The 14,289-nt window shown below is 30.6% G+C and carries 13 protein-coding genes; 11 read left to right on the top strand and 2 right to left on the bottom strand.

Translation table 11 applies throughout. From position 1 onward, the window contains the following. Positions 1-69 precede the first annotated feature (69 nt). The 3 genes from rpsN to JMUB898_RS07680 all read left to right on the top strand — a co-directional run bounded on the left by rpsN (position 70) and on the right by JMUB898_RS07680 (position 2,516). Positions 70-339 (top strand): 30S ribosomal protein S14, encoded by a 270-nt coding sequence (rpsN, locus tag JMUB898_RS07690; protein WP_002442709.1) that lies wholly within the window; start codon positions 70-72, stop codon positions 337-339. Positions 340-499: 160 nt separating this feature from the next. Next, entirely contained in the window at positions 500-1,477 is a 978-nt protein-coding gene (gene guaC, locus JMUB898_RS07685; RefSeq protein ID WP_002442711.1) for a GMP reductase, read from the top strand. 13 nt (positions 1,478-1,490) lie between these two features. After that, on the top strand, positions 1,491-2,516 hold the full coding sequence (locus tag JMUB898_RS07680; RefSeq protein ID WP_002442712.1) for a CAP domain-containing protein: 1,026 nt from the start codon (positions 1,491-1,493) through the stop codon (positions 2,514-2,516). 230 nt (positions 2,517-2,746) lie between these two features. Here JMUB898_RS07680 and lexA read toward each other — a convergent pair whose 3' ends face one another. Beyond that, positions 2,747-3,367 (bottom strand): transcriptional repressor LexA, encoded by a 621-nt coding sequence (gene lexA, locus JMUB898_RS07675; protein WP_002442714.1) that lies wholly within the window; start codon positions 3,365-3,367, stop codon positions 2,747-2,749. A gap of 142 nt (positions 3,368-3,509) precedes the next feature. Between lexA and sosA the strand changes: the two genes are divergently transcribed. From sosA to sbcC, 7 genes are all read left to right on the top strand, one after another. Continuing rightward, positions 3,510-3,743, top strand: coding sequence for a DNA damage-induced cell division inhibitor SosA (sosA, locus tag JMUB898_RS07670; RefSeq protein WP_002442716.1), 234 nt, complete (start codon positions 3,510-3,512; stop codon positions 3,741-3,743). Between the two features lie 177 nt (positions 3,744-3,920). Then, positions 3,921-4,166, top strand: a complete 246-nt coding sequence (locus JMUB898_RS07665) for a DUF896 domain-containing protein (protein WP_002442718.1) — start codon at positions 3,921-3,923, stop codon at positions 4,164-4,166. A 124-nt stretch (positions 4,167-4,290) separates the two neighbouring features. Next, positions 4,291-6,279 (top strand): transketolase, encoded by a 1,989-nt coding sequence (gene tkt, locus JMUB898_RS07660; protein ID WP_002442720.1) that lies wholly within the window; start codon positions 4,291-4,293, stop codon positions 6,277-6,279. A gap of 228 nt (positions 6,280-6,507) precedes the next feature. Then, positions 6,508-6,744 carry a YneF family protein gene (locus JMUB898_RS07655; RefSeq protein ID WP_037541427.1) on the top strand — a complete coding sequence of 79 codons (237 nt, stop codon included), beginning with the start codon at positions 6,508-6,510 and terminating at the stop codon, positions 6,742-6,744. Positions 6,745-7,053: 309 nt separating this feature from the next. Beyond that, entirely contained in the window at positions 7,054-7,521 is a 468-nt protein-coding gene (locus tag JMUB898_RS07650) for a CcdC family protein (RefSeq protein WP_037541428.1), read from the top strand. 113 nt (positions 7,522-7,634) lie between these two features. Next, the gene (gene sbcD / locus JMUB898_RS07645) at positions 7,635-8,759 is read left to right on the top strand and encodes an exonuclease subunit SbcD (RefSeq protein WP_037541429.1); all 1,125 of its coding nucleotides are present in this window, start codon (positions 7,635-7,637) and stop codon (positions 8,757-8,759) included. A 3-nt stretch (positions 8,760-8,762) separates the two neighbouring features. Then, positions 8,763-11,792: an exonuclease subunit SbcC gene (gene sbcC, locus JMUB898_RS07640; RefSeq protein ID WP_002442728.1), complete on the top strand. Its 3,030-nt coding sequence runs from the start codon at positions 8,763-8,765 to the stop codon at positions 11,790-11,792. A gap of 53 nt (positions 11,793-11,845) precedes the next feature. Here sbcC and mscL read toward each other — a convergent pair whose 3' ends face one another. Then, positions 11,846-12,202 (bottom strand): large conductance mechanosensitive channel protein MscL, encoded by a 357-nt coding sequence (mscL, locus tag JMUB898_RS07635; RefSeq protein WP_002442730.1) that lies wholly within the window; start codon positions 12,200-12,202, stop codon positions 11,846-11,848. A gap of 214 nt (positions 12,203-12,416) precedes the next feature. Here mscL and JMUB898_RS07630 point away from each other — a divergent pair, with 214 nt between their 5' ends. Continuing rightward, positions 12,417-14,057 (top strand): BCCT family transporter, encoded by a 1,641-nt coding sequence (locus tag JMUB898_RS07630; RefSeq protein WP_002442731.1) that lies wholly within the window; start codon positions 12,417-12,419, stop codon positions 14,055-14,057. Positions 14,058-14,289: the final 232 nt, after the last annotated feature.

Below are 14,289 nucleotides of genomic sequence, written 5' to 3'. Positions count from 1 at the left end.
GTATAAATGAGAATTTATGTTATTCTATAAAACGTAATAATTACGATTTATAGAAAAGAGGTTATTTTAATGGCTAAGAAATCTAAAGTAGTAAAAGAACAAAAAAGACAAGAACTTGTAGAAAAATATTATGAGTTGCGTAAAGAATTAAAAGCAAAAGGTGATTACGAAGCTTTAAGAAAACTCCCAAGAGATTCTTCTCCTACAAGACTTACTAGAAGATGTAAAGTCACTGGTAGACCAAGAGGCGTTTTACGTAAATTTGAAATGTCTAGAATTGCTTTTAGAGAACATGCGCACAAGGGTCAAATTCCTGGCGTTAAAAAATCTAGCTGGTAATTTTAATATAAGTCTTTAGTCCATTTACAATAGTCGAAAAACAATGTACAGTTAATAAGGATATAAATAACTGAATAATATAAGTATTTTTAATGAGATTATTCGGTTTTAATAAATTAATCCTATTTAAAATTTTCTATTGTAAGGGGAAAAGAAAAAAATGAAGATTTTTGATTATGAAGATATACAATTAATACCAAATAAATGTATCGTTAATAGTCGTTCAGAATGTGATACTTCTATAAAGTTCGGACCACGTTCTTTTAAATTACCTGTGGTACCTGCAAATATGCAAACTGTAATGAATGAAGAATTAGCTCAATGGTTTGCTAAAAATGACTATTTCTACATTATGCATCGTTTCGATGAGAAAGCACGTATTCCTTTCATTAAAAAGATGCAAAATGAAGGGCTATTTGCTTCAATTTCTGTTGGCGTGAAAGATAATGAATTTAAATTTGTAGAAGAACTCGCTTCAGAATCTCTAGTTCCTGAGTATATTACAATCGATATTGCACATGGTCATTCAGACTCTGTAATTAATATGATTAAACATATCAAAACATATTTACCAGAAAGCTTTGTGATTGCTGGTAATGTTGGCACACCTGAAGGCGTTAGAGAGCTTGAGAATGCAGGTGCTGATGCCACTAAAGTAGGTATTGGACCAGGACGTGTTTGTATCACTAAAATTAAAACAGGATTTGGTACAGGTGGTTGGCAATTAGCTGCACTTAATATCTGCAGTAAAGCAGCACGAAAACCTATTATAGCTGACGGTGGATTAAGAACACATGGTGATATTGCCAAATCCATTCGATTTGGAGCATCAATGGTTATGATTGGTTCACTATTTGCGGCGCACGAAGAGTCTCCAGGTGAAACAGTTGAACTTGAAGGTAAAAAATATAAAGAGTATTTTGGTAGTGCTTCAGAATTCCAAAAAGGTGAACATAAAAATGTTGAAGGTAAAAAGATGTTTGTAGAACATAAAGGTTCACTTAAAGATACTTTAACTGAGATGCAACAAGATTTACAAAGTTCAATTTCATATGCAGGTGGTAAAGACTTGAAATCACTAAGAACTGTTGACTATGTCATTGTGAGAAACTCTATTTTTAATGGTGATAGAGACTAATATGAAGTAGTAGGTGGAAATAATTAAAAGGTTTCTATTATTTTTTGTAGTTTTATTATGTGTTGTTATATTCACTCCGATTAAAGAAATAGCGCCTTTGGTTCATTTTCAAAATGAGGTTCGACACCAAGTAGACATTTGGTTAAATGATGATACAAACAGTAGTGAAAATGCTTTAGCTATACCAAATAAACAAGAATTTGCAATTAACAATATTCAAATGAATATGACTAAAAAAGATGTTGAAAATAAATCAGGTCATCAAAAGCGTGTGACTTCCAATGAGTATGGAACAAATTGGTATACGTATTACGACAAAGATTATAATAACTTTATTATGATTAGCTATATTAAAAATCGAGTTAATGCGATGTATACAAATCAGAACTTAATTTCTTCAAAATCAAAGATAAAATATGCAACACCTAAAAAAACTGTTAGATCTCGGTTAGGAAACCCCATTCAATATATTAATAAAGGGAGATATCGTTTCGAAGTTAAAAATAAAGAGTACGATGTGTTCCACAAAGATCATGTATACACGACGGTGTTCTATGATAAACATGAAAGTAATGGGGTAACCTCATTGTTGCAAGTAAGTGAAAATATGGAGAATCGTTTACGAAATCAATATGGAGCTCCTTCTAAATCACTTGAAAAGAGTTTTGAATTACAAGATTTTGATTTAGTTAATTCAGAACGTAAACAACATGGATTAAATACTTTGAAATATTCAAGCGCAATTTCTAATACTGCTAGAAAGCACAGTGTCAATATGTCTGAAGATCACTTTTTCGATCATACCGATAAACAAGGGAACTCTCCATTTGATAGATTGAAAATGGACCATATAGATTTTAATGCAGCAGGAGAAAACCTGGCCTACGGGCAAGTAAGTAGTATATATGCTCACGAGGGACTCATGAATTCCTTAGGTCATAGAAAGAATATACTCAATACGCATTATAAGAATTTAGGTTTAGGTGTTGACTTTAATGAAGATAAACAACCATTTTGGACCGAAGATTATACCGGATAAACGTTTATCTAAAAGATATAGGGGTATTTGTATGTTGTAAGGATGTAGATATATATGACAACTAAAAATGAAAAACAACCCGATGTATTGGATAAAGTCAAAGATATTTTAAAAAAAGGTTCTAAACAAAAGACTAGGTAGTTCGATAAATAAACTGCCTAGTCTTTTTACATGTTATATGAGTTATATATGATAAAGGAGGTCTTATTAGAGAGAATAGTAATTAATCACTACATTTCTCTGTATAATCCAATAACTTTTCCAATTACTATGACATTATCTAAATAAATAGGTTCCATAGTACTATTTTCAGGTTGTAAACGATAACGATTCTTTTCTTTATAAAAACGTTTTACTGTAGCTTCTTCATCTTCTGTCATTGCAACAATGATATCACCATTCTCAGCAATCGTTTGGCTTCGAACAATCACTTTATCGCCATCTAGAATTCCAGCTTCAATCATACTGTCGCCCACTACATTTAAAATAAAGATATCACTGTTATGCGTTGAAGTTAAATGTTCTGGTAATGGGAAATATTCTTCAATATTTTCTACTGCTGTGATTGGCATACCCGCTGTAACTTTACCAATTACCGGAACGTGAATGGTTTCTTCTACATTTACTTCATCTAATTGTTCGCTAACTATCTCAATGGCTCTTGGTTTTGTAGGGTCTCTTCTAATATAGCCCTTTTCTTCTAGTCTTGATAAATGTCCATGTACTGTGGAACTAGATGCCAAGCCAACTGCTTCACCAATTTCTCTAACACTAGGTGGATAACCCTTTGTTTGAACAATATGTTTAATGTAATCATAAATCTCACTTTGTCGTTTAGTTAGTTCTCTCATATATAGGCACTCCCTAATTTTATTTAATTTGATTATAGCATTAATCTACAATAAAAACAAACGTTTGTTCGTTTTGTTGTTGACAGAGAACATTCGTTCTGGTAAATTAAATATACAAACAAACGTTCTAGGAGTGAGATTGATGTTAACTAATACAAAACAAAAGTTTTTAATATATATAGCTGTAGTACTCGTCTCTTGCATGGTATTTCTAACATTCTTTTTAAGTGTGAATCAAAGCGCCCATTCAGAACAAACGTACGAAATGACGGATCATGAAATTCATCAAAAAGATAATAATAAAACTAATGATAAAGTTGAATATAAACAAAATAGCGAACAAAATGACACTTCAGTGTTCGCATTAGTTAATTAAAGCTATTATAAAAGAATGAATTAAGATGGATGAAATGAGCGTAACGATTTGGTTATGCTCATTTTTTTGATATATTCTATTCAAGAATTTTACTTCTATAATATTTATAGAAACTCATCGTAAAATATTAAATAAGCATCTTTAATAAGTAATTTGATTAAAAAGGAGTTGCAATATATGTCTAAGGAAGATTTGAATATAGACAGAATTAATGAATTAGCTAAGAAAAAGAAGGAAAAAGGTTTAACTGAAGCAGAGGCTAAAGAACAATCAAAGCTAAGAAAACAATATTTAGATTCATTTAGAAAGGGATTCAAACAACAAATCGAAAATACTAAAGTAATAGACCCTGAAGGTAATGATGTAACACCTGAAAAACTTAAGAAAATACAGGCCGAAAGAGAAAATAAAGGAAAAGATTAAATGAATTGATATTGTTTATTCATCATATGATGTGAGTGAATTTATCTGATTTTTCTTTATCATTTTAATTTAAAATAAGTTATAATTAAATATAGATATTATTTGAAGAAGGGAAGACACAACGATGTTTAATGAAAAAGACCAATTAGCTATCGATACGATACGTGCGCTTAGTATAGATGCTATCGAGAAAGCAAATTCAGGACACCCTGGTTTACCTATGGGAGCAGCTCCTATGGCATATACACTATGGACACGTCATCTGAATTTTAATCCTCAATCTAAAGATTATTTTAATAGAGATAGATTTATCTTATCAGCAGGTCACGGGTCTGCTTTACTATATAGTTTATTACACGTATCTGGCAGTCTAGAATTAGAAGAACTTAAACAATTTAGACAATGGGGTTCTAAGACGCCAGGTCACCCAGAATTCAGACATACAGATGGCGTAGAAGTTACAACTGGCCCTCTTGGACAAGGTTTTGCAATGTCAGTCGGAATGGCTTTAGCTGAAAATCATTTGGCTGGTAAATTCAACAAAGACAATTATGATATGGTTAATCATTATACTTATGTGTTAGCTTCAGATGGAGATTTAATGGAAGGAATTTCACATGAAGCAGCGTCATTTGCTGGTCATAACCAGTTAGATAAGTTAATTGTGTTATATGATTCTAATGATATTTCTTTAGACGGAGATTTAAATAAATCTTTCTCTGAAAACACAAAATCTAGATTTGAAGCATATGGTTGGAATTACATCTTAGTGAAAGATGGCAATGACTTGGAAGAAATAGATAATGCTATTAATAAAGCTAAATCACAACAAGGTCCAACAATTATTGAAGTAAAAACTGTAATTGGCTTTGGTTCACCTAATAAAGCTGGTTCAAATGGTGTTCACGGTGCACCATTAGGAGAAGATGAAAGAAAACTTACTTTTGAAGCATATGGTTTAGATCCTGAAAAACGTTTCAACGTGCCAGATGAAGTATATGAAATTTTCCAAACTACAATGCTAAAACGTGCAAATGAAAATGAAGATGCTTGGAAAGCTAAATTAGAGGACTACAGTAAAGAATACCCTGAATTAGCTGAAGAATTTAAGTTAGCTATCAGTGGTAAATTACCTCAAAATTACGAAAAAGAATTACCAAAATATGATTTAGATCATAAAGGAGCTTCTAGAGCAGATTCTGGAGAGATTATTCAAAAACTTAGTCAAACTGTACCATCATTCTTCGGTGGCTCTGCCGATTTAGCAGGTTCAAATAAATCAAATGTTAAAGAAGCCAAAGATTATGACAAAGAAACACCTGAAGGTAAAAACATATGGTTTGGTGTACGTGAATTTGCCATGGGTGCAGCAGTAAATGGAATGGCCGCTCATGGTGGTTTACATCCATATGGAGCAACGTTCTTTGTATTCAGTGACTATCTGAAACCTGCCTTAAGATTGTCAGCTATAATGGGTCTTAATTCAACATTTATATTCACTCATGATTCGATTGCAGTAGGTGAAGATGGCCCAACTCATGAACCTATTGAACAATTAGCTGGTTTACGTGCAATTCCTAATATGAACGTTATTCGTCCTGCTGATGGTAATGAAACACGTGTTGCATGGGAAGTTGCACTTGAATCTGAAAATACACCAACTTCTTTAGTATTAACTCGTCAAAATCTTCCTACATTAGATATTGCAGAAGGTACTGTTGAAGCAGGAGTTCGTAAAGGTGCATATGTAGTATTTGAAACTGAAAAAGAACCTGAATACTTATTATTAGCATCTGGTTCAGAAGTAAGTTTAGCAGTAGAAGCTGCCAAAGACTTAGACAAACAAGGGAAAGGTGTTAGAGTTGTATCTATGCCAAACTGGTTTGCATTTGAACAACAATCTGATGAATATAAAGAATCAGTGATACCAGCTTCTATTACTAAACGTGTGGCTATAGAAATGGCTTCTCCACTTGGTTGGCATAAATATGTAGGTACTGAAGGTAAAGTTATCGGTATTGATGGCTTTGGCGCAAGTGCTCCAGGAGATTTAGTCGTTGAAAAATATGGCTTCACTAAAGAAAATATTTTAAATCAAATTCGTACATTTTAAGTAAATAAATACTTAGAATTGTAAAATAAACAATATTATATTTGGGTTACTAGCTAAAGTTTATTAGTTAGTAACCTTTTTATTTTATTATTGATGATTGTATTGTGTTGTAAAACTGTAATTTGTTATCATAACTTTTGGAATAGCATATACGAGTCTTAAAGAAGCTCTTGAAATAACTAAGTGAATTTAGTAAAATTCAGTAGGATAAAGAAAGTGGGTGAAACAATGGCAACTTGGTTAGCAATAATTTTAATCATTTTAGCACTTATCATAGGATTAATCGGTGGTTTCTTCCTAGCAAGAAAATATATGATGGATTACCTCAAAAAAAACCCACCTATCAATGAAGAAATGCTACGTATGATGATGATGCAAATGGGTCAAAAACCATCACAAAAGAAAATTAATCAAATGATGACAATGATGAATAAAAACATGGATCAAAACATGAAAGGTAAATAAAATTTACTATGACGGACGTTGCAGTGTATATATAGCATTGTGACGTCCGATTTTTTATTTTTCTAAGAAGTTGGGATATCATTTAATTTTTCAGTCGCATTTAACGCATTGGGGAGAGTTCTCAGAATTGAAAGTGTACTAATACAAGTTTCTCTCAATCCTAGCGTTTCCATAAGCAATTTTTACAAATTAAATCATTCAACTTTTTAATTTTTAGAAAGTTTAAAGTAGTCATTGATATAGTGATAGTGATATACTATCATGTGATGAATTAAGAGTATTAAGTTTATGTCATAAGAAGGTGTCAAATTGGCTTATCTAATATTTTCTATTGTAGTCGCGTTTTTAATGGGTGCAGTAGTAATTGTAATCAGAATGAAAGCTCAAAAGTTTCCTGTTAATGAAAAGAAAATCATTTTACCTCCATTTTTTATGGCGACAGGAGCTTTAATGTATATAATTCCATATTTCAGACTAACTGGAATGGAAATGTTGGAATCGCTAATTTTAGGCGTACTCTTCTCTACGGTTTTAATTTGGACATCTAGATTTGAAGTAAAAGGTAGCGAAATTTATATGAAACGCTCTAAAGCTTTTCCTGTTATCTTAATTTCTTTATTAATCATAAGAACAGTCATCAAAATTTTTATTAGTAACGAAATTGATCCTGGAGAAATTGCTGGTATGTTTTTCTTATTAGCATTTTGTATGATTGTGCCTTGGAGATTAGCAATGTTTTATAAGTATAAAAAATTAAAAAAATCATTAGTTAAATAATGGGGGAAAAGCCACTTGTCATCAGATTTGATAAGTGGCTTTTTTACTTGAAAGTATGATAAAAAGATTATACAATAAAAATACGAACAAACGTTCTTATTAGGAGGATGAATATGAAAATCATACATACGGCTGATTGGCATCTTGGGAAAATATTAAATGGTAAACAACTGTTAGAAGATCAAAAATACGTGTTAACTCAGTTTGTAAATCAAATGAAAGTGGAGAAACCTGACGTTATAGTTATTGCAGGTGACTTGTACGATACATCTTATCCTAGTAAGGAGACAATGGGTTTACTTGAAGATACAATTGCGGAATTGAATATCAAACTTCACTTACCTATCATAATTATTAGTGGAAACCATGATGGAAAAGAAAGATTGAATTATGGTGCATCGTGGTTTGAAAGCAATCATTTATACATAAGGACGAAATTAGAAGATATTCATAAGCCTATTGAGATTAATGGTATTCAATTTTTCACATTACCATTTGCTACTGTGAGTGAAGTACAAGACTTTTTCAAAGATAAGGACATATCAACGCATCAAGAAGCTTTGAATAGCTGTTTAGAATATATGAGTCAAAGTATAGATCGTAACAAAGTTAACATTCTTATTGGTCATTTAACTATTCAAGGTGGTAAAACTTCTGAATCCGAAAGACCTCTAACTATAGGAACTGTTGAATCGGTAGAGAAACAATCTTTTAAACAATTTGATTACGTTATGCTTGGTCATCTACATCATCCTTTTAGTATTAATGATAATACGATTAAGTATAGTGGTTCATTGTTACAATATTCATTTTCTGAAATTAATCAAGCGAAAGGTTACCGAATTGTTCGTATTAAAGAGAAGCAGGATATTGAAGATACATTTGTACCAATAAAACCTTTACGTGAGTTAGAAGTCATAGAAGGAGATTATGATGATGTCATTCAAGAGCGTTTACCAATCAAAAATAAAGATAATTATATACATTTTAAACTCTCGAATATGTCTCACATCAATGATCCTATGATGAAATTAAAGCAAATATATCCAAATACATTAGCGCTAACTAATAAAACTTTTGAAATTAATGAAGAATATAGAAATATAGAGATAAAAAAACAAGACGACCAATCGATTATTAAAAATTTTTATGAAACGATGACGAATGAAACTATGAGTGAAAACCAGTCAAAAAAAGTTGCAGATATTTTAAATCAAATTATGGGAAAGGAAGTTTAAATTATGAAACCAATCAAACTCCAATTAAATAACTTTGGTCCTTTCCTTAATGAGACAATAGACTTTAGCCAAATTGAAAATAATCAGTTATTTTTAATTAGTGGTAAAACAGGCTCTGGTAAAACTATGATTTTTGATGCCATTGTATATGCTTTATTTGGTAAAGCTTCTACTGAAAATAGAAAAGAAGATGACTTAAGAAGTCATTTTGCTGATGGTAAATCACCTATGAGCGTGACTTATGAGTTTAAACTTCATAATCAGATTTTTAAAGTTCATAGAGAAGCACCTTTTATAAAGGAAGGAAACACCACAAAGACGCACGCAAAACTTGATATTTATGAACAAATTGATCATCAATATGAATTGAAAGAAAGTAGAGTGAATGCTGGAAATCAATTTATTGTTCAATTAATGGGAGTGAATGCTGAGCAATTCCGTCAACTCTTTATATTACCTCAAGGTGAATTTAAAAAATTTCTTCAATCAAATAGTAAAGATAAGCAATCTATTCTTAGAACATTATTTAATAGTGAACGTTTTGAGGAAATAAGAAGTTATTTAATGGATAGTGTTAAAAATGAAAAACTTCAAATTGAAAACAGATATAATCAAATCAATCATTTATGGAACAGTCTCGCTACGTATGAAAATGATAATTTATCAAAGTTAAAAGAAATAGATAGCTCTCAAACTGATAAAATTATTCAAAAGACATCAGATTTTATTGAATATGGTAAACAGTTATTATCAGATTATAAAGATAAGAAGATATCAGTTAATAAAGAAGTAGAAGAAATATCTAATAAATATAATTTAAATAAAGAGTTGAAGCAAAATATTGAAGCTTTAAACCAACAAAAAGAACAATTTGAAAATTTAAAGAAAGAACAAGACAAAATAAAAGAACTAAAGGTTGAACTAAATAAAATAAATGAATCAAATATTCTAATCACTTCTTTTAAGAGAGAACAAGTAGTGAATAGTGAAATCGAAGAATTAAAATTAGCGATAGAAAAAGCTGAGATTAAGGCGGAAAATTTTAAAAAGAAGATTAGAAATCTAGAAAATGAATTTAATACTTTACAGCCTAAAGAAAAAGAGTTTGAAAAAATTAATGATTATCTTAAATTGAATGCTAATTTTTATAATAATGCCGATACCTTCATAAAAAGTTATAACCGAAAACCGGAATTAATTGAAGAAATAGGCAAACTTGAAGAAAAGCATAAACATTTTAAAACTGAAAAAGAAAATTTATTAAACCAATCTAATGGGAAGACGAGAGATTATGAAATAATAGATCAATACTCTCAACAAATAGTTGAACTTAAAAAATCAATAGAGGACATAGAAAAATATTTAGAAAAAGAAAAACAATTTAAGAAAATTCAACGAGACAGACAGGAAAATAATGAAAAAATTAAAGAAGTGAATGAGAAATATAGTAATATTAAGTCTTTAATCGCTAAAGTGGATGCTACAAATGTTGATCTCAATGATAAACAAACATTTATTGAAGAAATCAAATCAGCTCTTTCTATAGGTGACACTTGTCCAATTTGTGGTAATGAAATTCAATCTTTAGGTGAACATATTGATTTTGAGTCAATTGCTAAAAAGAAAGAACAGATTGAAGAACTTGAAAATAATAAAACCGCATTAAAAGAAACATTAATTCGATTAGAAAGTAGAAGAGAAGAATTAAAAAATAGAGAAAGTGAGTTAGATTTTCAGGTTCAAGAAACACAAGATATAGAGACACTCAAAACTAAGTTAGCACACATAGAAGATGTTAAAAGTAAACAACAAGAAGAAAATAAATTTTTAGAATCGATTAATGAGAAAGAAAAAGATCTTGATAAAAGTCGTCACGAATTAGATTTAGAGATAAATAATAAGAAAGCTCAACTTGAACAAATTAATATTAGACTCAATGATTTTGAAGCTAGTACAGAATTTGAAAAGGTTAGTACATTTAAAGACTACTATGAAAAGAGAAAAGAAGAATTACATTCGTTCAATACTCATTTAGAAGACATTAAAAATCAATTGACTGAAAATAAAAGTAATTTAACCATTGAATTAAATAATGTGGAGAACTTTAATAATAATTTAGAAAAAAGAAACAATGAAAAAACAGAACTTGAAAATAATATTGAAAAAGAAATGAAGCGTATTGGCTTTGAAACTTATGAACAAATAGAAGAGACAATTGAGTTAAGTAATCAAAAGCAAACGATTGAAGAAGAGATAAATAAGTATAATATTGAATATCAAAACTATGAATTTGAAATAAAACGCTTGGAAAAACTTGTTAACGGCAAAGAATTATCAAATATAGAAGATATTGAAGCTCAATTGATTAATAAAAAACAAGAACTAGATGAGATTAATTCAGAAATTGCAACGATAGATTATAAAAATGAAACTAATCTTAAGAATATCAAACAAATCAAAGAACTTATTTCGATTCTCAATGATGAATTAAAAGAACAACAAGAGATATTTCTGTTAACTGAAATACTTTCTGGTAAAAATAGTCACAAATTAACTTTAGAGAACTATGTACTGATTTACTATTTAGAGAAAATTATCTTCCAAGCTAATCAAAGACTATTACAAATGAGTGGTAATAGATACCAATTAGTTAGGAGAGAAGCAATTTCACAAGGGTTTAGCGGTTTAGAGATTGATGTATTTGATTTTCATTCTAATAAATCTAGACATATCAGTTCTTTATCCGGCGGAGAAACATTTCAAGCTTCTCTTGCTTTAGCTTTAGGATTAAGCGAAATCGTGCAACAAGAATCAGGAGGTATTACTTTAGAATCAATGTTTATTGATGAAGGGTTCGGCACATTAGATCAAGAAACGTTGGAAACAGCACTTGATACACTTATCAATTTAAGATCGTCGGGGAGAATGGTAGGAATAATCTCTCACGTTAGTGAATTAAAACAAAGGATACCATTAATACTAGAGGTTTCAAGTAATCAATACCAAAGCAACACACAATTTAAGAGAAATTAGAAGACAAAAAATAGCCGCTATGAAGTAAACCAACCATAGCGGCTAAATGTTTATTAATTTTTTTCTCTTAATAGGTCTCTGATTTCAGTTAATAAAACTGTATTTTCTTCTACTTCTTCCTCTTCTTCTTCTTTTTTCATAATTGTATTAGCAATTTTTACAAAGATGAAAAGAGCAAAAGCAACAATTATAAAGTCAATGATTGATTGTATGAAAAGACCATATTTTATGCCCCAGAAAGACCAATCTTTAGCAAAATCTACTGAACCGAAGATTTTACCTATTAAAGGCATAATGATGAACTGAACTAATGAAGTGACAATTTTATTGAATGCTGCGCCCATTACTACGGCAACTGCTAAATCTAATACATTACCTTTAAGGGCGAACTCTTTAAATTCCTTTAACATATGTATAGTCCCTTTCTATGTAAAATGTAAGACTAATTATACAACATATAATAAATTTAGCAAATACTATATTTATGCAAATTTGATTATGAAAAAGACGTTTGATATCCTAGTAGAAGTGTATTAGTAAAGTTAAATTTTTTAAGATAAAAATATAATTATTTAATTTTACTACTTTGAAAATTAAATATTTGGATGAAGGGAGTAATTAATTATGAATTCTTCTTCTCAAAAAAGAGGGAATAAGAAGTTTTCTTCTGTATTCATCTATAGTTCGATTATAGTAGCTATAGTCGTACTCATAGGTGCAATCTGGCCTGAGAAGTTTGATGGCATTACAAATGCTATTAAAATGTGGATTACTAATAAATTAGGTTGGTATTACTTAATTCTTACTACGATTATTGTTTTCTTTTGTATCTTCCTAATTTTCAGCCCAATCGGCAAACTTAAGTTAGGTAAACCTCATGACAAACCTGAATTCAACTCAATTTCATGGTTCGCAATGTTATTCAGTGCTGGTATGGGAATAGGATTAGTTTTCTATGGTGCTGCTGAACCAATGGCCGATTTTGCTGCACCCCCAACAGCTGATCCTAAAACAACTCAAGCTTATACTGAAGCTTTAAGATCAACATTCTTCCATTGGGGATTCCATGCATGGGCTATATACGGTGTGGTTGCATTAGCTTTAGCATATGCACAATTCCGTAAAGATGAACCTGGGTTGATTTCTAGAACATTACGTCCGATTTTAGGAGATAAAGTTGAAGGACCTATTGGGACATTCATCGACGTTCTCTCTGTCTTTGCTACTTTAGTCGGCGTAGCAGTTTCCTTAGGTATGGGAGCTTTACAAATTAATGGCGGATTAAATTACCTATTTAAAGTTCCTAACAATACATTAGTTCAAGGGATTATTATTGTAGTTGTTACTATTTTATTCATCGCAAGTGCATGGTCTGGTTTAAGTAGAGGTATTCAATATTTAAGTAACTTAAATATTGGTTTAGGTGCTATATTAATGATTATTACATTAATTATTGGGCCTACAGTTTTAATACTCAATATGTTAACTAGTTCAACTGGTAATTTACTTAATACATTCTTATTCAACAGTTTTGATACTGCAGCTTTAAATGGCCAAAAACGTGATTGGATGTCTACTTGGACACTATACTATTGGGGTTGGTGGCTAAGTTGGAGTCCATTTGTTGGTGTATTTATTGCCCGTGTATCAAAAGGACGCTCAATCCGAGAATTTATTTCAGGTGTATTATTAGTTCCAGCTTTAGTAAGCTTTGTATGGTTCAGTGTATTTGGTGTACTAGGTATTGAAACAGGTAAAAAACATCCTGAATTATTCAAAATGTCACCAGAAACGCAACTATTCGGTGTATTCAATCATATGCCAATAGGTACGATACTATCTATCATTGCATTATTATTAATTGCTTCATTCTTTATTACTTCTGCCGACTCAGCTACTTTCGTTTTAGGTATGCAAACAACATTTGGTTCTCTAAATCCAAGTAGTTTAGTTAAAGTTACATGGGGTATTGCACAAGCTCTAATTGCATTCGTACTGTTACTAGCTGGTGGCGGTGATGGTTCAAAAGCGTTGAATTCTATTCAAAGTGCTGCGATTATTAGTGCCTTCCCATTCTCGTTCGTCGTCATAATGATGATGATTAGTTTCTATAAAGATGCCAATCAAGAGCGTAAGTTCCTTGGTTTAACACTGACTCCAAATAAACATCGTTTACAAGATTATGTTAAATATCAACAAGAAGATTATGAGTCAGATATTCTTGAAAAAAGAGAAGCTAGAAGAAATAAAGAAAAAGAAGAATAGTTAAATTTTAGCCTATAGTATGAAAATTAATTCATACTATAGGTTTTTTTATTATTAAATTTTTTGAAAAGCAAAAAGGTTCATTTTAATTGGGATTGATAACCATTCTCAATTAATAATATTTACTTATTGCACTAACAGTCAATGATAACTTTTACTTATACTACCTGATTAAAAATGCGAAACGTAAATAGTGTCTTTTATGATGTTACACAGTTGTTTTGATAAACAT

Source organism: Staphylococcus caprae (genome assembly GCF_003966625.1).
Lineage (GTDB): Bacteria > Bacillota > Bacilli > Staphylococcales > Staphylococcaceae > Staphylococcus > Staphylococcus caprae.
The sequence above is the reverse complement of the archived record's forward strand: the minus strand, read 5'-3'. Positions and strand labels throughout refer to the sequence as shown.

What these genes read in the sequence shown, in the direction of transcription:
- sbcC (WP_002442728.1), top strand. Translation starts at nt 8,763, where the DNA reads ATGAAACCAATCAAACTCCAATTAAATAACTTTGGTCCTTTCCTTAAT.
- sosA (WP_002442716.1), top strand. Translation starts at nt 3,510, where the DNA reads ATGTTAACTAATACAAAACAAAAGTTTTTAATATATATAGCTGTAGTA.
- JMUB898_RS07630 (WP_002442731.1), top strand. Translation starts at nt 12,417, where the DNA reads ATGAATTCTTCTTCTCAAAAAAGAGGGAATAAGAAGTTTTCTTCTGTA.
- JMUB898_RS07655 (WP_037541427.1), top strand. Translation starts at nt 6,508, where the DNA reads ATGGCAACTTGGTTAGCAATAATTTTAATCATTTTAGCACTTATCATA.
- sbcD (WP_037541429.1), top strand. Translation starts at nt 7,635, where the DNA reads ATGAAAATCATACATACGGCTGATTGGCATCTTGGGAAAATATTAAAT.
- rpsN (WP_002442709.1), top strand. Translation starts at nt 70, where the DNA reads ATGGCTAAGAAATCTAAAGTAGTAAAAGAACAAAAAAGACAAGAACTT.
- mscL (WP_002442730.1), bottom strand. Translation starts at nt 12,202, where the DNA reads ATGTTAAAGGAATTTAAAGAGTTCGCCCTTAAAGGTAATGTATTAGAT.
- guaC (WP_002442711.1), top strand. Translation starts at nt 500, where the DNA reads ATGAAGATTTTTGATTATGAAGATATACAATTAATACCAAATAAATGT.
- lexA (WP_002442714.1), bottom strand. Translation starts at nt 3,367, where the DNA reads ATGAGAGAACTAACTAAACGACAAAGTGAGATTTATGATTACATTAAA.
- tkt (WP_002442720.1), top strand. Translation starts at nt 4,291, where the DNA reads ATGTTTAATGAAAAAGACCAATTAGCTATCGATACGATACGTGCGCTT.
- JMUB898_RS07665 (WP_002442718.1), top strand. Translation starts at nt 3,921, where the DNA reads ATGTCTAAGGAAGATTTGAATATAGACAGAATTAATGAATTAGCTAAG.